Raw genomic sequence first — 18,804 nt, forward strand, 5'->3', positions numbered from 1 at the left:
GATACGGCTTTCCAGTGACGATGGTTCCGTCGGCCTTTGTGGCAAAATGGCTTTCAGAGGAGCCTCATGGAATCGATCGGCCACTCCGCGGAGTCCGTCGCGCAGGCATTCCTGCGTGCTATTAATCGGCAGGACGTCAACCGCCTGGCCGAGCTCATGGCACCCACCCATCGCTTCATTGACTCGCTGGGCAACACCGTCGAGGGCCGCGAAAAGATGCGCGCGGGCTGGGCCGCCTATTTCCGCATGGTCCCCGACTACTCCGTGGCGATCGAGGAGTTCTACCCGGGCGCCCCGACCGTCGTCATGCTGGGAATGGCCTCAGGCACCTTCACCCGCGACGGCAAACTGAATCCTGAAAACCACTGGCAGACGCCCATTGCGATCCGCGCTTCGATTGAAGATGACCTGGTCGCCGAGTGGCGCGTCTACGCCGACAACGAACCAATCCGCAGGTTGATGGCGACCGGCAAGTAGCCAGCACCCTGCTCAGGCAGTTCCTATGCTCTCATTCCGACAGCTAGTCCCATCTGTCATCTAGTCCCATGCTGTCATTCCGACCGACCGGAGGGAGCGGAGGAACCCGCAGTTGTTTTTGGTACAGCGCCGGACAAGATTCAGTACGGAGGGTAGAACCATCCATGCTAATCTCCCACATGCCCCGGCCACCCGACCGTCAATTGCTCAACTACCTCGCCGCGTACGATCCGCATGTCGCGAGCCTGTTTCTCGCCCTGCGCGAAATTGTCCTCGAAGAGGCGCCGGCCGCAATCGAATCGACATCCATGGGATACGCTCTCGCCATTGGATTCTCGTTTACAGGCAAACCACTCAAGGATGGGTTTTGTCACATCGTGGCATGCAAAAGCTGGGTGAACCTCGGCTTCAATCGAGGCACGCTGCTTCCTGATCCAGGCAAAATTCTGATCGGCACCGGCAAATTAATTCGACACATTACGTTTCACAACCACGACGATCTGGAGCGGCCCGCAGTTCGCCGTTATCTTCAAGCAGCAATCCAGCAGGTCAACGACCCGCCCACACAGCCCGCGTCAAAAGCCGCGCCAAAAAGATCCAGACCCGCCCCGCGCACGCGTCGCAATAAGTAGGAATTGTCCCACAAAGAACTGTCATCCTGAAGCGCCGCACGCTTGGGGCCCCGTGGACTATCGTCCATGGGGTAAGTGGCGCGAAGGATCTGCTTTTGTTTTTGAGACGGGCGCCGCCTACTCGTCGCTGACCATCGTCTCGACGATATGCCCCATCTTCTCCTGCTTGGTCCGCACGTAGGCCGCAAACGTCTCCTGCGGCGCAACCTCTGCCGAGACGCGCTCGCTGACCCTGATTCCCGCCGACTCCAGCGCCGCAACCTTGTCAGGATTGTTGGTCATCAGCTTCACCTGCTTCACTCCCAGCATCTTCAAAACCCGCGCAGGCAATTCGTACTCGCGATAGTCCGCCTCAAACCCCAGTTCGACGTTTGCTTCGACTGTATCGAGCCCCTCGTCCTGCAGTTCGTAGGCCTTCAGCTTCGCCATCAACCCGATGCCGCGGCCCTCCTGCTGCTCGTACAGCAGGATCCCCGCACCCTCCGCCGCAATCTGCGTCAGCGCCAGCTCAAGCTGCAGCCGGCAATCGCAGCGCAGCGACCCGAACACATCCCCGGTCAGGCATTGCGAGTGAATCCGCACCAGCGGCGGTGCCGTGTGAATGTCGCCCATCACCAGCGCAACCAGCCCCTCCACCTTCCCGGGCTGTGCGAGCGACCCGGTTGGGTTTTGCGACCCGGAGGCGGCAGGAAGCGTGCCCTCAAACCCGAGAATGCGGAACGCTCCCCAGCGCGTGGGAAAATCCGCCTCGGCAACCTTCTTCACGCTCTCGAATGCCATGCTTCCATTGTACTTGGAGCAAGGTGCCCAGCCAGCGCTCTCCGTCACTGTGAGTGGGATCCCATGCACAAGGGATCGCAAATTACTGACCTGGCGCCGGTTTGCGTTTGGGTCGCACACTCGCGGCGCGTTACAGTGGTGGGGTGACCGACAGGCTCATCCTGATCACTCTGCTGGTGAAGCTGGGCGTGGTGGCTTCCGTCGCCAGCGTACTGGCACGCGCAAGCACTTTCCGGCGCCTGTTCTTCGCGGAGCGCCGCCGGCCTCGTCAGACGGTCGCCCTGCTCGCATTCTTTCTAGTCCCATTGACCCTCGGCGTCTGGATCCGCACCTCCGTCCCCAACTTTCTCGCCGCCGACATCTCCTTCGAAACCATCATCCTCCTCGGTCTGCTCATCGGGCCGCGCTGGGCCATGCTTGGCGGCGTCATCCTGTCCGCTCCCGCGTTACACCACGGAGAGTATCTCTCCCTCCCCTTCAATGCCGCAGTCGGACTGCTCTCCGGCATCCTCGGTAGCTTTGTCGAGCGCGAGGAAATCTGGTCCTTCACGCCTTTCGTCGACCTCAGCCTCTACCGCTGGGTTCGCCGCATCCTGCGCCGCCCGCGCATCGACCGCCAGTTCCTCATGCTCTTCCTCATCGTCGCCGCCGAGGCATGCCGCGACTGGCTTGCACGTGCGTTCCCCCGCAAGCTTTTCGCGCTGGTCGCCACACAGCTATGGGTGCAGGTACTGGTCTGGCTCAGCGCGCCCATCGTCGTCGGCATCGCGCTCAAGGTCTGGAACGCCCTCCGCATCGAAATGAAACTCGAGGAACAGAAGCATCTACTGCTCGAAGCGCGACTCGATGCCCTGCAGCGCCAGATCAATCCCCACTTCCTCTTCAACACACTCAACTCCATCGCATCCCTGGTGCGCGTCAAGCCCGAACTGGCCCGCGAAATGACCGTCAAACTCGCCAACATCCTGCGCGCCCTTCTCAAGGATCACGACACTTACGTCCCTCTGCGCAGCGAACTCAGCTTCACCGACGACTACCTCGACATTGAAGTCGTTCGCTTCGGCGCCGACAAGCTGCATGTCGAAAAAGAAATCGATCCCAACACACTCGACGTCCTCGTTCCCAGCATCCTGCTGCAGCCCCTCATCGAGAACAGCATCAAGCACGGCCTCGAGCCCCGCATTCACGGCGGAACCGTGACCCTGCGCAGCAAGTTGACAGGCGACCGCGTGCTCATCGAAGTCGCCGACGACGGCGTCGGCATGGGCGACCGTCCTCTTACCGGTGTGCACAGCAACGGAAACGGCATCGGCATGAAAAATGTGCAGGAGCGCCTTGAAGTCCTCTACGGAGCGCAGGCCAGCTTCAAAGTCGTCAGCAATCCCGGTCGCGGCACGCTTGTCTCCATCGAAATCCCCGCCGACCTGCCCTTGTAGGGACGGAAGCATCTAAATCCCTGGAACGCCTGGCGTTGTTTAATACCGGAACTGGCTCCCGGGGTCGCTTCGTAATTCCCGATGACGATATGAACGTAAGGTTTCAGCAGCGTTGTTGGCTCGAGTGGTGCATTCTCGCCTTCGGTTTGCCGGGTCTCATCGCTGCATCGTCAAACCTCGTTCAATTCGCAATTCCGGCCGCACAGCACGGAACCCTGGGAGATCGTTATCTGCTGAGCATTGCCGGTGGTGTGATCGCGGAATGGATCTTCGTCGTCGCTGCCTGGGTTTTTCTGCGGGCCAACCGCGAATCCTTTTCCTCTCTCGGCGCATGGGGATTTGGAAACTGGGCGGGATGGTCTTTGGCCCTGCTGGCTGCGGCACTGACAATCGCAAGCAATCTGCGATTCTTTCCCAGGATGGGCATTCCCATTTCCTACGCATTCGCGCCACGGGGCGTCCATCTCATCGCCGCGCTCGCCACCGGCATCACGGCTGGATTCTGCGAGGAAGTCCTCTTCCGCGCGCTGTTAATGAGCGATTTCAAGAGAGCTGGATTTGGAAAGACTGCCCAGGTCATCTTGCCCGGCATTGCCTTCGGTTTTTCGCATCTCGGATACACCGTGCACGGATTCGTCGCTGGAGCGGGCATCATGATCCCCACCGCGATTCTTGGCATGCTCTGGGGAGTCGCCTACTTGCTCGGCCGACGCGGCCTCGTACCGTGCATGGTTGCCCATTTCCTCAATGATGCTACAGCCCTCTCATGGATCGGCTTCTTCATGTTCAAAGGCAGCCTAGGCTAAGAACCTACGCCACCCGCGCGAGTTTCAAGCTCAAATTGCCGCGATAACCCGCTTCAAAATCTCCGCCGCATCCTCAAGCGCCATGCGATCGTTCTCACCCAGCGCCGCAATCTGCGCCGACAGCGCGCGCACTCGTCGCTCGCGCCCTTGCATCAGCAGCTTCTTTCCGGCTGCCGTCACGTGAATCAACGTACTCCGCCCATCGTCCCGGTTACGCTTCTTCACCACCAGACCCTGTTCTGCCAGCGCATCCACGATGCGCGTCATCGTTGGCGGGCGCACCTGCTCTGCACCCGCAAGATCGCCCAGCGTCACCGGCCCCGCAAACACTACCACCGACAACGCCGACAATCGCGGCGCATTCAGCCCGCTCGCCGCATCCTCGCGCCGCAATTTGCGCAGCAGATGAATAGCCGCCGAATGCAGCACGTCCGCCAGAATCTTCGACTCTTCTGAAATTTGAGTTGACATATGGTGACGTTTTCATGATATATCGTTAGCTGAGCTAACGAAGTGGAGGAACCCGATGAGTCATCCCGACACCACAACCGCGGCACCCGTCCATCTCGATACGATCGGTCAGATCGCCATCACTGTCGATGACCTCGCGGGCGCAAAGGACTTCTACCAGAACACACTCGGCATGAAGTTCCTCTTCGACGCCGGCCACCTCGCCTTCCTCCAGTGCGGCAACGTCCGCCTCATGCTCACCACCCCAGAGAAACCGGAACCGCGCGGCGGCACCATCCTCTACTACAAGGTCGACGATATCCACGTCACCTGCGCCGCAATCAAGTCCCGCGGCGCCGCGCTCCTCGAAGAGCCCCACCTGATAGCCAGAATGCCGGACCACGACCTGTGGATGGCATCCCTCAAAGACCCCGCCGGCAACATCCTCGGCATCATGTGCGAAGTGCGAAGCTAGTGTCCCGAGTCTGAGATATTTTTCCCAATTGGCGGTGTCATTCTGAGCGAACGGAGCCCCGAACGCACCAGGGCTCCGCAGAGCATTAGCTCTGTGGGTAGGTTCGGGGGTGGTCCTCCAATTGGGAAACGATCAATTAGGCTCCGGGCTTTGCCCTATGCGCTATCGATCTTCCAGCGCCAGCACCGCATAGCTGGTCGCCGCATCGCTCATAAACATCCCCGCATCCGACTTTGGGTCGCGATTCTTGTTCAGCGACCACGCCGGCCACGAGCCCGTTGTCTTGTCCTGGTTCGTTTCAAGCCACGCAAGACCGCGTGCCACATGCGGTTTCTTGTCCGATGTGACTGGACTCTCTTTGAGCACAAGCACCGCGAGGCCCGTGGCATAACCGTCGGATCGCGTTTCGAGCGGCGTGCCATCGCGTCGCTTCCAGGTGCCAAGATCCGTCAGGCTCCAACCACCGTCTTTATGCTGAAGGGCGTCGACGTCATCGACAAGCGCATGCATCTGGTCCAATGTCAGGACACCGGGAAGATAGCTCGAAGCCCACATTGCGACCATCTTGTTCACCAGCGGCTGCGCGTCATAGTGACTCCGCAGGTAGCTGCGCAAGAGATCAAGGTTCACTGCAATCTTCTGGTCGTTCATGTAGCGATCGGGCGCAGCTCCGACAGCGAGCGCCACCAACGCGGCCCAGTGGTACTGCGATTCTTTCGACTCCCACGGCGTGTAATCGAAATTCTGCCAAACCCACGCCCCGGCATCCGGCCCGGTCTTCGATTGCAGCGCCCATGCATTGTCGAAAGCCATCCGCGTGCGTTCGCTAAGGTGGCCCTGAGGCGAGTCGTAGCAGTCAAGGATGAAGGCATTCAGCACCGACTCGGCATTGCGCGACTCCACTTCTTTTCCCGCGCCGGAAACAGCATCGCTGTAAAACGGCTGCACGTCTTTCCAGTCGCGCACACGCTTCTCCACGCTGGCCAGCATCACTTGCTCCTGCGTAGTAGGCGCGCGCTCCCCGGCTCGGCTGCGCAGCATGGGGCGTGCAAGTGCGTAGCTTGCCTGTGTATGGCAACTCACGCACAGCGTGCCGTGGTCCTTTTGCGCGCGCCCCCAACCCTGCCACCACGTTTCGCGGCTGTCGAGATAGTGTGCCGCGGCCGTTGGATTCCAGCCCGAGGTCGTAACCGCGGGCTTGTCGGCCGCTTGCACATCCCCGCCCGGCACACGCATCACGCAAACACAGAACGCGCCGCTTAAGGCGACCAGGGTAATCCCACCACGCAGGAGCTTGTTCGTCATGCTCGGGACCTCAGAATCATTCCGGGGATCGTTCACCTGCCAGCATACGACCGCAAGTTCCATCCCGGCATATTTTCCTTTTTCAGTTTCCAAATCGAAGGATGTTCCCTAACGATCAACCGCGATCTGCGCAATGCACAGCCCATCGCGGTATCCTCACTCTATGGTGCGCTTCACGGTACTGGCGTCGGGATCCAAGGGCAACTGCACGGTTATCACCGGCGGCAATACACGAATCCTTGTCGACGCTGGCCTTAGCTGCCGCGAACTTTTCCGCCGCATGCGCCAGGCCGACGAAGATCCGGCCACCCTCGACGCCATCATCATCACCCACGAGCACTCCGACCATGTTGGCGGCCTCGCCGTCACCGCGCGCAAACTTGGCATTCCGGTCTACTTCACCGAGGGCACCCACCGCGCCTGGGTTCGCTGGCTCTCCCCGCGCAAGCAAATGACTTACGCCCAATGGCTCGAGCAATGCCGCAAGCAGGCCACCGCGCGCATGGCCGAAGCCGATGCCGGCACCGTTGAAGAATGCGACCCCGAAGACGCTGAACCGTCTGCCGAACCATCCCCGACTCAAAATTCTGAGGCAGCTCCTTTGAAGGCTGCCCCCGAAAAAGACCCCACCTGGCTGCCCGCGCTCCAGTTTTTCCAGGCCGGCAAGCCGCTTCAAATCGGCGATATCTCTGTCAGCCCATTCACCATTCCCCATGACGCCGCTGATCCCGTTGGCTTTGTCTTCCAGGTCGAAGGCGTGCGCATGGCCGTAGCAACCGACCTCGGCTACATACCGCCCAACGTCAAAGCCCAGCTGAAATGTGTTGATCTTCTTCTCCTTGAATCCAACCACGACCTGGAGATGCTCCGCGACGGCCCCTACCCGTGGTCCGTCAAGCAGCGGGTACTTTCCCGCGTCGGACACCTCTCCAACGAAGCAGCGTCCACCTACCTCGAATCCGAGTACGACGGCAAGGCCACTTACGTCATCCTCGCGCATCTCTCTGAAAGCAATAATCTTCCTGAGCTTGCACGCATCGCGGCGGAGCGCGCTCTCAACGGAAGAGCCACCCTCCTGGGCAACCGGCTGTTGCTCGCAGAGCAACATGAGCCCATGTCAACTATTTGTTTTTGATGAAACTCGATTACAATCGTAAGTGGGGGTAATGGGCCCTTGCTGAGGATTCATCGCAATCCCTGCGATGTAAGCTTCATCTTTTCAGCAGGTTTTCAGTAATATGCATCATTGGGTACTAATCGAGCATCCAATGTTTGCGTTGAGTTGCCGCGCTCCCGTGCAAACCGCGACAACATCCAGATTCTGCACAGAGCGAGTCTAAAGTCTATGGCGAAAACTGAATGTACCGACCGCGTTGTTGGCGCTATCCTTGCGAGCTGGCGGTATGACATTTCAGGAATTTCCCCGGAAATGCGCAGAGATTACGAGCAGCATTTCGCCGATTGCAGCCGCTGCCGCGCCCGCCTGAAATTCCACCGCAGTCTCGACGTTACTCTCGTCGTTCTCACCTCTCTCTCCGTATTCTTCTCCCTCTTCGCGCTCGCGGTGCTGCGCCACATCAAGCCCCTCGAGCATGTCGCCTTCAACATCCTCGGCCTCGACATCGTCGACACCTATCACATGCTGGTTTCGGCAGCCGTCGCCGGCGTCTGCTTCTCGGTGATTGCGTTTGTGCTCGTGCTCACGGCGACCCCCCTTCCCTCGTATCTCGGCGGAATCGCCGCCGAGCGCGCCCGCATCCTCGAAGAGCGGCTTCCCGAAGCCTTCGAGCGCCTCCCCAATGCCATCAAGTCCCTGCGCCCCCGCTAACGCCGCGCCCACTTCAAAATCAAAAGGCCTCCTCAATGGGAGGCCTTTTCCATTTCCTGCTGCTTTCTCTTCAAGGTAAGCTGCCCGGCTGGTCGTGCAGAATTTGCCCCGCTGCCAGATCGCGGTCCGCCACTCGCGTTCGTGACGCCATCACCGCGATGTAGAGCCCTGACGCAATAATGAGACAACCGCCCAGCACCATCCAGACAGTCGGAAGTTCATGCCACACAAGATAGGAAACCAGCGCTCCCGTGATCAGCTGCGTGTAGTGGTATTGCGACACATTGGAAGCGGAAGTGTGTTTGAGCGCAAGAAAGAAGCAGATGCTTCCCGCCGAGCAGAATGCGCCCGTGCCCAACAGCCCCTCGAGTAAGCGCCAGCTCAGCGGCTCAGCATGCCACAGCATTGCACCAAATCCGACAATCGCCATTACGACTCCTGAAAGGAATGCGAGGCTCTCCGGCGATTCGGTCCTCGTCAGAACCCGCGACCAGACCATGTTTACCGAGAAGCAGCCGACGCAAACCATGCATGCCGCGAAGCCAACCCAATCGCCCTGCCTGGACGCTCCAAAAGGATTTACCGCAATCACGACGCCGGCAAAGCCGACGATGATGGCCAGCGCTTTTCGAACGCCTATCTTCTCATGCAGAAAAATCGCAGCCAGAAAAGTAACGACCATTGGCGCCAGAAAGATAAGGATGTAGAACAGCGTCAGCGTGACGTGACGAAGTGCGACAACGACGCACAGATTGTTCACAAGATCGAGACACGAGCGTACGAGCTGCCGGCGCGGTCGCGTAGGCCAGAGCGACCCGATCTCATGACGCGCCCCCGCGTACGCCGCCATATAACCACAGATAAATAACCCCAGAAATGCGATTACTTCGTACGCCGGCAGCCGCGATCGGCCAACCACCTTGATGACGCTGTCGGCTAGAACCCAGAATGTGAAGCCGCTCAACGCGAGCCCGATCGCTCCCAGATCGGATGTTCGGGGAATCCGTTTGCGATCGAGCAGACCGTGATGGGCACGCGTAGTCAGATTGGCAGGACCGGAATCGAACTCAAATTAAGAGTAACAACTCCCGCATGCCACAGAAACGAGACACAAAGGCTCGCTGGTTCCTTGTCTCTGAAATTCGCATTTGAACTGATCTGTCATCCTGAGCGTAGTTTGGCCGGTATTTCGGCCAACGGAGTCGAAGGATCTGCGGTTGCATTTTGCGACTTAGGTCACGAACTTCTGAGATAGCGCACCGATTTTGATCTACTTCGCGATCGGCACCCGCATATCCCCGCCCGTCATTTCCTTTGGCAACCCAAGCTTCAGCAGATTCAACAACGTCGGCGAAATATCCCGCAGCGAGCCATCCGGCCTCAGCCGATAACTCGGACCATCTTCAGCGACATAAATCATCGGCACCGGATTGGTAGTATGCGCGGTGTGCGGACCGCCGGTCACCGGATCGACCATCATTTCCGCATTGCCGTGATCCGCCGTGATCAGCCAGCTCCCATTCTTCTCCTTGATCGCCTTATAAATGCGCCCAAGCTGCGCGTCCACGGCCTCGCACGCGCGAATCGTCGGCTCCAGTTTGCCCGAATGGCCCACCATGTCCGCGTTGGCAAAATTCGCAACCACCAGGTCGAACGCGGTGTCGTCAATCGCCTTTACAATGGTGTCGCCAATCGCCTCGGCCTTCATCTCCGGCGCCAGATCATATGTAGCCACCTTCAGCGATGGAATCATCGTGCGATCCTCGCCCGGAAAAGGCTTCTCGATGCCGCCATTGAAAAAGTACGTCACGTGCGCGAACTTCTCCGTCTCGGCCACGCGCAGATTGCGCAGATTGTGTGCCGAAAGAATATTCGCCAGAATGTTGTCCATCGACTCCGGCAAAATAATCATGGGCAGCGCATACAGCTTGTCGTACTGCGTCATGCACAGGTAATGCAGATTCTTCGGAATCTCGCTGCGCGGAATCGCCTCATCCAGCGCTTCCCACCCTTCGAGATTGCGACCGCCATCCTTGTTCAACCCGCTCTCGCGCGCCAGCACCCGCGTAATCTGCCGTGCACGATCGGCGCGGTAGTTGAAATTGATGCAGACATCCTCATCGCGAATCTGCCCAACCGGCTTCCCTGCTGCGTCCACCACCACAAACGGAATCACGAACTCGTCGGTCACGCCGTTGTTGTAGCTCTCCTTGAGCCGCGCCACCGGATCCGGATACGCGCCGCCCTCCGCCTTGCCGCTTACCATCGCATCGAAGGCCTTGCGCTCGCGCTCCCAGCGCTTGTCGCGATCCATCGCGTAGTAGCGGCCGTTGATCGAGGCCACCTTGCCCACGCCGTACTCCCGCATCCTCTGCTCAAGCTTCGCAATGTATCCGGCGCCCGAGTCCGGCGCTGTATCGCGTCCATCCATGAACGCATGCACAAACACGTTGGGCAGCCCGTACGCGCGCGCCGTGCGCAGCAGTGCGTAGAGATGCTCCTGGTGCGAATGCACCCCTCCATCCGAAACAAGCCCGAACAGGTGCAGCGCATGCCGGCCATCCCGCGCCTTCAGCATCGCTTCCACAATCGTCGGCTCCTTCGAAAATTGCCCAGCAGCGATCAGCGCGTCGATGCGCGTGATATCCATCTGCACAATGCGTCCCGCCCCGATGTTCAGATGGCCAACTTCGCTGTTCCCCATCTGTCCATCCGGCAGTCCGACAAAATGATCCGAAGCCTGGATCAGTGTATTCGGAAACTCGCGCAGCAGCTTGTCGTAACTTGGCTTGCGCGCCAGCGCAATCGCATTGTTGGCCGTTTCGGCCCGAAATCCCCATCCATCGAGGATGGTAAGAACAAGAGGATGTTTGCTTGAAGCCACGAAGAAGATACCTCGTAATCGAGCGATTTACTTGATATCAGGATAAATGCTCGACATACGTTGCCGCGCGGCAACGTCACAATGCGCCCACGCATAAATTTTGGTACGCAGACAAAACTGGGTGCCCGGTGTCTCGGTTTAGAGACATGGGAAAGCACAATCTAATCTGAACTTCTTCTCGCTGGGCGCGAACGACTTCAAGACAAGTGCTTTGAGTTTGGGGCGGAAAGATTCCCGGCGCCTCGCTTGCTCAAATGTCAAATCTCACAACGTGTGATTCCGCAGAGGGTTACGAGATATACCCACTCGGCTGGAGTTATGACGAAGATGCGAATAGCTGTCAAGGGAAAGGTAACGAATTTCATTGCCCTTCGGCTGGAACTGCTCCTCGGGGAGCTTTCCAATCTCAGCTTCAAAAACCCGGGAGGCGGGCTGGATTCCATTAGCCCCGGCGCGGTTACCTCTACCACACGCGGTTCGAGCATTCCGCGGCGCACGCGGAGCTTCCCTTCGCGAATTCGGGTCACCTTCGCCTCGACGAGTGTTCCCGCGGAACCGTACCCGCCAGCAACGTTACGGACGATCCGGAATGTCACAGTCGAATTCACGGTCGCGCGTTCCAACGCAGAGGGGTCGACCGGAATTAGTTCAACTGGCACGTCAACCGGAAGGAGTGAAGCTCCGAAGAGTGCTTGATGCGCACGGGCCCAGGAAGAACTTTGATATGCGAAAACCGTCTGCGCATGAGTTCCCGTGCTGACCGGCTCTTCCGCCATACCAGTCTGTTGTGCTGCGAATACCGCTGCCATCAAAATACACAGGACATTCCGAAAAGATCTGGTTTTCACCGTCTCACCCCGCATTCCTCAAGGGTGATCGTAGGGAAGAAGCGAAGACCTCAGCAGGTCGATGAGTACAGTTTCGCGAGTGTCACTATGCCGGGTGGCCGAGGTCCGTGTTTTCGGACCTGGGAAAGCACAGACCGAAGCTCAGCCGGAATTCCAGCGGGCAAACTTCAGGGCGCACAGTCGCACGCAATTAGACTCCCGCTCTAGAAGCCCCAACCGTCCTCTGCGCCGCGCGCACCCCGCGCTTCTGCGTTCCCCTATTTTTCGCGCGGACTCTCATCGTTGTTCGAGCCGTGTGCTGACGCACAATTCTCCGCCTGGGCGCGTCCGCTAACGGTGGCAGTCCTGCCAGCGCCAGCAATCCATTGTTCGATGCCTTGAAGAGATTGAAGCCTGGCTTCCATCTCCGCCCCGGCCCTTCGGTCACCGCCACAAAGAGCGCTGTGTGGCTCGCGGGATGAAACGCGATGTAGGTGGTGAATCCCGCCCCGCCCCCGGTCTTCTCAATGAGGTGCTCGACGTCATCGTTCCCGCCCACGTGCATCCAGCCCAGGCCGATTCCGCTAGGTTTGCCTGCGTGATCCAGTCCGTATTGTCCGGCCAGCTTCGACGGCAGCAGATACACCCCATGCGCATCGTCGGCCTGCGCCGGCGCACCCGCGCCCACCAGGTAGCGGAGAAAATTCTCCATATCTGCCGGCGTGGAGTAGAGGCCGCTGCTTCCCTCCGTATTCGCCGTGATGGTGCACGGGCCCTCCTCGTGCGCACCCGTCATCAGCCGTTCGCACTGTCCGGGATTCGGATAGAAAGTCGTGTTCCACATTTTGAGCGGCTTCAGCGTGCGCTTATCCAGCAGCGCATCGTAAGGCGTATGCGAAGCCTTTGCCAGTGCGTCGCTCAACAGATCAAACCCAACGTTGGAGTAGAACGCTTTCGTTCCCGGTGTGAACTTGAGCTCCGCGCTCGCCAGCCAGTGCCATCGCATCTCGTAGTCGGGATAAGAAAAGTGAGGCGTTCGCCGCGGCGCTGTTCCAATCTCGCGCTCCAGCCCCGCCGTATGGGTCGCCAACTCCTCCAGCGTGATCGGCGCATCTCTCTCAGGAACAACCGCGCTTTCCGGTGCATATTTCTTCAGCGTGTCGTCCAGATGCACCCTGCCGTCCGCTACAAGCTTTGCCAGCAGGTCAGTGGTGAAAATCTTCGTCAGCGAGCAGAGCCGCAGCTCTGAATTCAGACTCGGAACTTCCTGCGATCCCGGCACTGATTCTCCATAGCCCTTGAAATACACCTGGTCCCCGCGCACCATCACCAGCACCATCCCTGTTGCACCCGAGTTTGCGTACAGATCGGCGCCTAGCGTATCGGCTTCCTTCAAATCATGCAGGGTCACCACAGGCGCGGTCTGGCCGGCGGAAATGAGACTGAGCAGGAAAAGGGAGGCTATGAGGAAGCGCATTGTCTTTAGTGTAGGCCCGCTCCCTGGCCTGCTGTCCACGTCCCAAAAGTCAGGTACCAAAACAGCAAATCGTGCTTCCCATCCCGGTACATCCAGGACGAAAAGCACGATTCGTTGTCCATGTTGAACGCGAAACTACTCTTCGTAGTTCAGCGCTTCCAGTCCCAGGTAAACCGCACCGGCACCGAGTTCTTCCTCGATGCGCAGCAACTGGTTGTACTTGGCGATACGATCCGTGCGGCTCACCGAGCCGGTCTTGATCTGGCCCACACCCGTCGCCACTGCGAGATCCGCAATGAACGTATCCTCGCTCTCGCCCGAACGGTGCGACATCACCGACGTGTACCCGTAGCGGCGTCCCAGTTCGATGGCCTCAAGCGTCTCGGTCAGCGTGCCGATCTGGTTCACCTTGATCAGAATCGAATTCGCCACGCCCTCTTCAATGCCGCGCTGAAGGCGCTTCACATTGGTCACGAACAAATCATCGCCCACAAGCTGAATGCGGCTGCCCATCTTGTCGGTCAGCAGCTTCCAGCCTTCCCAGTCGTCCTCGGCCAATCCATCCTCGAGCGAGACGATCGGATACTGGCGGCTCCAGTTGTCCCAGAAGTTGACCATCTCTTCACTCGTCAACTCGCGCTTATCGCTCTTCTTGAAAACGTACTTATTCTTTTCCTTGTCGAAAAACTCACTGGAAGCCGGATCGAGCGCAATCGCGATCTGCTCGCCGGGCTTGTAACCGGCCTGCGTAATCGCTTCGAGAATCAACTCAATCGCTTCGCTGTTCGACTTCAGCGAAGGAGCAAACCCGCCCTCATCGCCCACCGCCGTGCTGTACCCCTTCTTCTTCAACACGCTCTTCAGCGTGTGGAACGTCTCGGCCGCCCACCGCAGCGCATCGCTGAAACGCTCTGCCCCGACCGGCATGATCATGAACTCCTGAAAGTCCACGTTTGAATCGGCATGCGCTCCGCCGTTCAGCACGTTCAACATCGGTGTCGGCAGCACGCACGCATTCACGCCACCCAGGTAGCGATACAGCGGAATCTCCAGCGTCTGCGCAGTTGCCCGCGCCGCCGCCAGCGATACCGCAAGAATGGCGTTCGCGCCCAGCTTGCCTTTGTTCGCCGTGCCGTCCAGCGCGATCATTGTCTGGTCGATCAGCCGCTGGTTCGCCGCATCCATGCCTTCCAGTTCGGGCGCGATGACCGTTTCAATGTTGGCCACCGCCTGCAGCACACCCTTGCCCAAATAGTGGCTCTTGTCGCCGTCGCGCAGTTCAACGGCCTCATGCTCGCCGGTGGAAGCGCCAGAAGGTACGATGGCACGGCCCAGCGCACCGCTCTCCAAGATCACATCGGCTTCAACGGTGGGATTTCCACGCGAATCAAGTACTTCGCGGGCGCGAATCGCAACAATCTCTGTCATTTCTGTCCTCGCAATGCGGTGCTGCAGCCGGTCGTTCAGTTTGGGACGGCGATCCACGGCAACGGCCTCTCCGGCAGCGCTCTGAATTGTTTCCAGAAGCTCGTGCACGTGCTTCAATTCCCCTCCGTCCGCGCAAAAAAGCGTGAAATAAATTGAAAACGGTTCAGTTCGGATTCTAACAAACGCACCATGAATGCTTCGTGTAACGCCGGTCACACTCAGCAAACGATTGCTGCCCCGAAAAATGCACGCTGGGTTATCTCACTTGATTCGTACTGCCGAAGGCACCGGCCACCCTTCGCAGTGCTGCACCGGTAACGGCCGCAAGCTAGCATTTATTCAGTCGCGATTTGCGCCGGAAACAATTCAGCGCGTCGCGTCTGAAGAACTTTTTCCCGCATCGCGGGTCTATACGCGCAGGGGAGTACCGCCTGCATCAAATCAGAGGGGGAATTCGGATGAATCGGCCGATTCTTGCATGTGCATTCTTTGCGTTGGCTGCCACAGCCCTCGTGGCTCAGCAATCAAGCCAGACCAATCCTTACGAGGGAACCTCCAATCCGCCTCCTGACGACACCATCATCACCAGTGAGCAGCCGGTTCCCATACCCAAGCCGCCTGCCGGTCATCCCTTGCAGCAGGTGCCCGTTACCCAACCGGCTCCGCAGGCCATGAACGCCCTGCCAAACGCCGGTCCCGTTCCGCGAAACTACGGCGACGGCACCGACGAAGGCATCGTCGGAGTTGCCCCTTCGGCCCCCGGCCTGGCTACGCGCACAGCCTCAGCCGATCCTGATGGCGACATCGTGCACCCCGCTCCTCTTCCTCCGGGAACCCTCGGCGAGGGCACCCTCATCCGCGTCCAGCTCATCAACGAAATTTCAAGCGCACTATCCGAACAGGGAGAGCCTTTCCGCAGCCGCGTAGTCAGCGATGTTTTGCAGGACGGCCGCGTCGTGATCCCCGCTGGCGCCGAGATCGACGGTAAAGTCGCCCAGGTCTCTACCGGTCACTTCGCCGGCCACGGTTCCCTCCTTCTCGAGCCGGAGACCGTCACGCTCGAAAACGGCACCAGATATCAGCTCCACGCCATGGTTGCCTCCACCCCCGGTTCGAACCTGCGCGTCGGGTCAGAAGGTGTCATCACCCCCGGCTCGCGCCTGAAACGCAACGGCATTGAATACGGCGGCGTGGTCGGCGGCGGCATGGTGACTGGAGCAGTGTTGGGCGGCCCTGTTGGAATGCTGGCTGGCGGCATCATCGGTGCCGGCGTGGTCACAACGCATCTCCTGGTCAGCCATCCTCAGGCCAATCTGGAAACTGGATCCTACCTCATGCTCACGCTCACCGAGCAGGTGCGGCTCGTACCTGAGGGCTCCCAGGGCAATTAACTCTTTCGCGGGAATTGGGTAAATTTGCGGCGCGACTCTGTTCGCGCCGCTTTTGTCTGAACTCACTTAAATAGGACTTGTCATTCCGAGCGACCTTCGGGAGCCGAGGAACCTGCAGTTGCTCGTCGCCTCAGTGCCACAACCTCTGGGTTCCCCATCCGAGCTTGTTTGATGGGAAACACGAACCTCCCCATCTCCACTGTCATTCCGAGCGACCTTCGGGAGCCGAGGAACCTGCAGTTGCTTTTATGCCGCGCAACCACCCATCAGGTCAGTTCTTCGAACGCACCCCCACCCTGCTAAACTCCCTCTTGCCCGGGAGGTTTGTGCGTGCATCAGATTCAGAAAGTCGCCGTCGTCGGCGCGGGAACCATGGGCTCAGGCATCGCCCATGTCTTTGCCCGATCCGGGCTTCAAGTCACTTTGTGCGATGTGGAACAGCGATTTCTCGACCGCGCCTTGGCCTCCATCCGCACCAACCTCGGCCGCGAAGCCGCCAAAGGCAAGCTGCCCGAATCAGAAATCGAGCCGACTCTCAGCCGCATCCGCACCACCGTCGACATGGAATCGCTGGCTGGCGCAGAGATTGCCGTTGAAGCCGCACCCGAACGCCTCGATCTGAAATCCGAAGTCTTTCGCGCTCTCGACCGCATCCTCCCTGCAACTGCAATCCTGGCCACAAATACCTCGTCGATCTCGATCACAAAAATGGCCGCGCTCACGCGTCGCCCCGCGCAAGTCATCGGCATGCACTTCTTCAACCCGGTCCCCATCATGGCTCTCGTTGAAATTGTGCGCGGCATGGCGACGAGCGACGCGACCTTCACCGCGGTGCGCGATTTATCCCTGCAACTCGGCAAGACGCCCGTAGAAGTAAACGATGCTCCCGGTTTCGTCTCCAACCGCGTTCTGATGCCCCTCATTAACGAAGCCGCCTTCGCCGTCATGGAAGGCGTCGCCACTCCCGAAGCCATCGACCAGGTCTTCAAGCTCGGCATGGCGCACCCCATGGGCCCGCTTACGCTCGCCGACTTCATTGGCATCGATGTCTGCGTGGATATTCTGCGCGTCCTGCAGGATGGCTTCGGCGACCCGAAATATCGCCCGTGCCCTCTGCTCATTCGCATGGTCGACGCCGGCTGGCTAGGCCGCAAATCCGCCCGCGGCTTCTTCGCCTACGAGAAATAGCGATGACGGGGCAAACTGTCATTCCGAGCGACCAACGGGAGTCGAGGAACCTGCAGTTCCTTTTTCAACGCAGCCTCATTGACCACGAAAGCAATCCATTTCCCGGACTTCGATAACAAGCTAAAAGGAGATTCAAAATGCGCGTGAATCGCAGATCGGGAATTGAAGCAATCCGGTTCCACCCTTGCCTGATCGCATGCCTCATCGCGAGCACGGCGTTTGGCCAAACGCCGCAATCCCCGCGCCCTGCCTTCCCCACCCGCAACCCCCACACCCCCGGCTACGTCGCCGCAACCCAATTGCCCGATGGCGCCGTCCCCTCTCCCACCGCCGACGGCAACTTCATCATCGGCCCCACCCATCCCCCCGCGCCTGAAACAACCACCCCCGATCTGACCAATGGCTCCGTCGTTGAATTCACCATGAGTTCTGCCGACAGCAAGTATTACCCCGGCATCGCTCGCGACAAAGGCACCTTTGGCACGCCTGATCCCACCGACCCCGCGAAACTCGTCATCACCACCAGCCATCCCGCTCCCTACACGCGCAACGTTGCGGTGTACGTTCCCAAGGCCTACGTCCCCGGCAGCGAAGCCGCCTTCATCGTTGGCGCCGACGGCACCGACCGCATGCTCTTCACCGCGCTCGACGGCCTCATAGCCGAACAAAAGCTGCCCGTCATGATCGCCATCTCCATCGGCAATGGAAGCGGCGATGCGCAGGGCAGCGAGCGCGGCCTCGAATACGACACCATGTCCGGCCGCTACGCAGAGTTCGTCGAAAACGAAGTCCTTCCCCGCGTCGAGACCGAAGCGCACGTCAAGCTCACGCATAACCCCGATGGCCGCGCGACCATGGGCGGCAGTTCCGGCGGATCCTGCGCCCTCATCATGGCCTGGTATCACCCCGATCTCTATCACCGCGTCCTCACCTACTCGGGAACCTACGTCAATCAGCAATGGCCTTACGATGCGAGCACGCCACACGGCGCATGGGAATTCCACGAGCACCTGATTCCCGGCAGCAAGCGCAAGCCGATCCGCCTATGGATGGAAGTAGGCGACCGCGATCTCTTCAACCCCAACGTCATGCGCGACAACATGCACGACTGGGTCGAAGCCAACGAGCGCATGGCAAAAGTGCTCGCGGCAAAAAAGTATCACTACCAGTTCGTCTTCGCCGTAAATGCCGGCCACGTCGATCGCGCCGTCAAAGCCCAAACCCTCCCCGAAGCCCTCGAATACGTCTGGCAAGGCTACAAGCCGTCCCGTTAGCAATCAGATCAGCTGGACAGAACTAGCTAGACACAAGTTGTAACCTCGCCAGCAGGATCGCTGGGTGCCCCATCCTTGACGCAGTCAAGGGTGGGAAAGCACGAACCTCAATCGCTCTCCGCATCAAACCCGCGTCATCCTGAACA

The 18,804-nt window shown here is 59.4% G+C and carries 17 protein-coding genes; 10 read left to right on the plus strand and 7 right to left on the minus strand.

Features of this window, described 5'->3' with window-relative positions:
- Window positions 1-66 precede the first annotated feature (66 nt).
- Both VK574_RS10120 and VK574_RS10125 read left to right on the plus strand, forming a co-directional pair.
- Entirely contained in the window at window positions 67-477 is a 411-nt protein-coding gene (locus VK574_RS10120) for a nuclear transport factor 2 family protein (RefSeq protein ID WP_472799722.1), read from the plus strand.
- 164 nt (window positions 478-641) lie between these two features.
- Complete coding sequence (locus VK574_RS10125) at window positions 642-1,109, plus strand: DUF1801 domain-containing protein (protein WP_472799723.1); 468 nt, start codon at window positions 642-644, stop codon at window positions 1,107-1,109.
- Between the two features lie 117 nt (window positions 1,110-1,226).
- Here VK574_RS10125 and ribA read toward each other — a convergent pair whose 3' ends face one another.
- Complete coding sequence (gene ribA, locus VK574_RS10130) at window positions 1,227-1,889, minus strand: GTP cyclohydrolase II (protein ID WP_472799724.1); 663 nt, start codon at window positions 1,887-1,889, stop codon at window positions 1,227-1,229.
- A 143-nt stretch (window positions 1,890-2,032) separates the two neighbouring features.
- Here ribA and VK574_RS10135 point away from each other — a divergent pair, with 143 nt between their 5' ends.
- The gene (locus VK574_RS10135) at window positions 2,033-3,325 is read left to right on the plus strand and encodes a sensor histidine kinase (RefSeq protein ID WP_472799725.1); all 1,293 of its coding nucleotides are present in this window, start codon (window positions 2,033-2,035) and stop codon (window positions 3,323-3,325) included.
- Window positions 3,326-3,414: 89 nt separating this feature from the next.
- Window positions 3,415-4,131 carry a lysostaphin resistance A-like protein gene (locus VK574_RS10140; RefSeq protein WP_472799726.1) on the plus strand — a complete coding sequence of 239 codons (717 nt, stop codon included), beginning with the start codon at window positions 3,415-3,417 and terminating at the stop codon, window positions 4,129-4,131.
- A gap of 30 nt (window positions 4,132-4,161) precedes the next feature.
- Here the strand turns inward: VK574_RS10140 and VK574_RS10145 are convergent, their stop codons facing one another.
- Window positions 4,162-4,602 carry a MarR family winged helix-turn-helix transcriptional regulator gene (locus VK574_RS10145; RefSeq protein WP_472799727.1) on the minus strand — a complete coding sequence of 147 codons (441 nt, stop codon included), beginning with the start codon at window positions 4,600-4,602 and terminating at the stop codon, window positions 4,162-4,164.
- 55 nt (window positions 4,603-4,657) lie between these two features.
- Between VK574_RS10145 and VK574_RS10150 the strand changes: the two genes are divergently transcribed.
- Complete coding sequence (locus VK574_RS10150) at window positions 4,658-5,056, plus strand: VOC family protein (RefSeq protein ID WP_472799728.1); 399 nt, start codon at window positions 4,658-4,660, stop codon at window positions 5,054-5,056.
- A 162-nt stretch (window positions 5,057-5,218) separates the two neighbouring features.
- Here the strand turns inward: VK574_RS10150 and VK574_RS10155 are convergent, their stop codons facing one another.
- Window positions 5,219-6,361 (minus strand): prenyltransferase/squalene oxidase repeat-containing protein, encoded by a 1,143-nt coding sequence (locus VK574_RS10155; protein ID WP_472799729.1) that lies wholly within the window; start codon window positions 6,359-6,361, stop codon window positions 5,219-5,221.
- 163 nt (window positions 6,362-6,524) lie between these two features.
- Here VK574_RS10155 and VK574_RS10160 point away from each other — a divergent pair, with 163 nt between their 5' ends.
- Both VK574_RS10160 and VK574_RS10165 read left to right on the plus strand, forming a co-directional pair.
- Window positions 6,525-7,496, plus strand: coding sequence for an MBL fold metallo-hydrolase (locus tag VK574_RS10160; protein WP_472799730.1), 972 nt, complete (start codon window positions 6,525-6,527; stop codon window positions 7,494-7,496).
- Between the two features lie 210 nt (window positions 7,497-7,706).
- On the plus strand, window positions 7,707-8,189 hold the full coding sequence (locus tag VK574_RS10165; RefSeq protein WP_472799731.1) for a hypothetical protein: 483 nt from the start codon (window positions 7,707-7,709) through the stop codon (window positions 8,187-8,189).
- A 70-nt stretch (window positions 8,190-8,259) separates the two neighbouring features.
- Here VK574_RS10165 and VK574_RS10170 read toward each other — a convergent pair whose 3' ends face one another.
- The 4 genes from VK574_RS10170 to eno all read right to left on the minus strand — a co-directional run bounded on the left by VK574_RS10170 (window position 8,260) and on the right by eno (window position 14,913).
- A complete protein-coding gene (locus VK574_RS10170) occupies window positions 8,260-9,234 on the minus strand; it encodes a DMT family transporter (RefSeq protein ID WP_472799760.1) in 975 nt (324 codons plus the stop codon).
- A gap of 225 nt (window positions 9,235-9,459) precedes the next feature.
- A complete protein-coding gene (gene gpmI, locus VK574_RS10175) occupies window positions 9,460-11,073 on the minus strand; it encodes a 2,3-bisphosphoglycerate-independent phosphoglycerate mutase (protein ID WP_472799732.1) in 1,614 nt (537 codons plus the stop codon).
- Window positions 11,074-12,111: 1,038 nt separating this feature from the next.
- On the minus strand, window positions 12,112-13,377 hold the full coding sequence (gene ampH, locus VK574_RS10180) for a D-alanyl-D-alanine-carboxypeptidase/endopeptidase AmpH (RefSeq protein WP_472799733.1): 1,266 nt from the start codon (window positions 13,375-13,377) through the stop codon (window positions 12,112-12,114).
- A gap of 135 nt (window positions 13,378-13,512) precedes the next feature.
- Window positions 13,513-14,913, minus strand: coding sequence for a phosphopyruvate hydratase (gene eno / locus VK574_RS10185; protein WP_472799761.1), 1,401 nt, complete (start codon window positions 14,911-14,913; stop codon window positions 13,513-13,515).
- A gap of 350 nt (window positions 14,914-15,263) precedes the next feature.
- Here eno and VK574_RS10190 point away from each other — a divergent pair, with 350 nt between their 5' ends.
- From VK574_RS10190 to VK574_RS10200, 3 genes are all read left to right on the plus strand, one after another.
- Window positions 15,264-16,196, plus strand: coding sequence for a hypothetical protein (locus tag VK574_RS10190; protein WP_472799734.1), 933 nt, complete (start codon window positions 15,264-15,266; stop codon window positions 16,194-16,196).
- 330 nt (window positions 16,197-16,526) lie between these two features.
- Window positions 16,527-17,384, plus strand: coding sequence for a 3-hydroxybutyryl-CoA dehydrogenase (locus VK574_RS10195; RefSeq protein WP_472799735.1), 858 nt, complete (start codon window positions 16,527-16,529; stop codon window positions 17,382-17,384).
- Window positions 17,385-17,527: 143 nt separating this feature from the next.
- Window positions 17,528-18,658, plus strand: coding sequence for an alpha/beta hydrolase (locus VK574_RS10200; RefSeq protein WP_472799736.1), 1,131 nt, complete (start codon window positions 17,528-17,530; stop codon window positions 18,656-18,658).
- Window positions 18,659-18,804: the final 146 nt, after the last annotated feature.

This window comes from Occallatibacter sp. (assembly GCF_035317045.1).
GTDB lineage: Bacteria > Acidobacteriota > Terriglobia > Terriglobales > Acidobacteriaceae > Telmatobacter.

What these genes read in the sequence shown, in the direction of transcription:
- ampH (WP_472799733.1), bottom strand. Translation starts at nt 13,377, where the DNA reads ATGCGCTTCCTCATAGCCTCCCTTTTCCTGCTCAGTCTCATTTCCGCC.
- VK574_RS10155 (WP_472799729.1), bottom strand. Translation starts at nt 6,361, where the DNA reads ATGACGAACAAGCTCCTGCGTGGTGGGATTACCCTGGTCGCCTTAAGC.
- VK574_RS10125 (WP_472799723.1), top strand. Translation starts at nt 642, where the DNA reads ATGCTAATCTCCCACATGCCCCGGCCACCCGACCGTCAATTGCTCAAC.
- ribA (WP_472799724.1), bottom strand. Translation starts at nt 1,889, where the DNA reads ATGGCATTCGAGAGCGTGAAGAAGGTTGCCGAGGCGGATTTTCCCACG.
- VK574_RS10150 (WP_472799728.1), top strand. Translation starts at nt 4,658, where the DNA reads ATGAGTCATCCCGACACCACAACCGCGGCACCCGTCCATCTCGATACG.
- VK574_RS10120 (WP_472799722.1), top strand. Translation starts at nt 67, where the DNA reads ATGGAATCGATCGGCCACTCCGCGGAGTCCGTCGCGCAGGCATTCCTG.
- VK574_RS10140 (WP_472799726.1), top strand. Translation starts at nt 3,415, where the DNA reads ATGAACGTAAGGTTTCAGCAGCGTTGTTGGCTCGAGTGGTGCATTCTC.
- VK574_RS10145 (WP_472799727.1), bottom strand. Translation starts at nt 4,602, where the DNA reads ATGTCAACTCAAATTTCAGAAGAGTCGAAGATTCTGGCGGACGTGCTG.
- VK574_RS10160 (WP_472799730.1), top strand. Translation starts at nt 6,525, where the DNA reads ATGGTGCGCTTCACGGTACTGGCGTCGGGATCCAAGGGCAACTGCACG.
- VK574_RS10165 (WP_472799731.1), top strand. Translation starts at nt 7,707, where the DNA reads ATGGCGAAAACTGAATGTACCGACCGCGTTGTTGGCGCTATCCTTGCG.
- VK574_RS10190 (WP_472799734.1), top strand. Translation starts at nt 15,264, where the DNA reads ATGAATCGGCCGATTCTTGCATGTGCATTCTTTGCGTTGGCTGCCACA.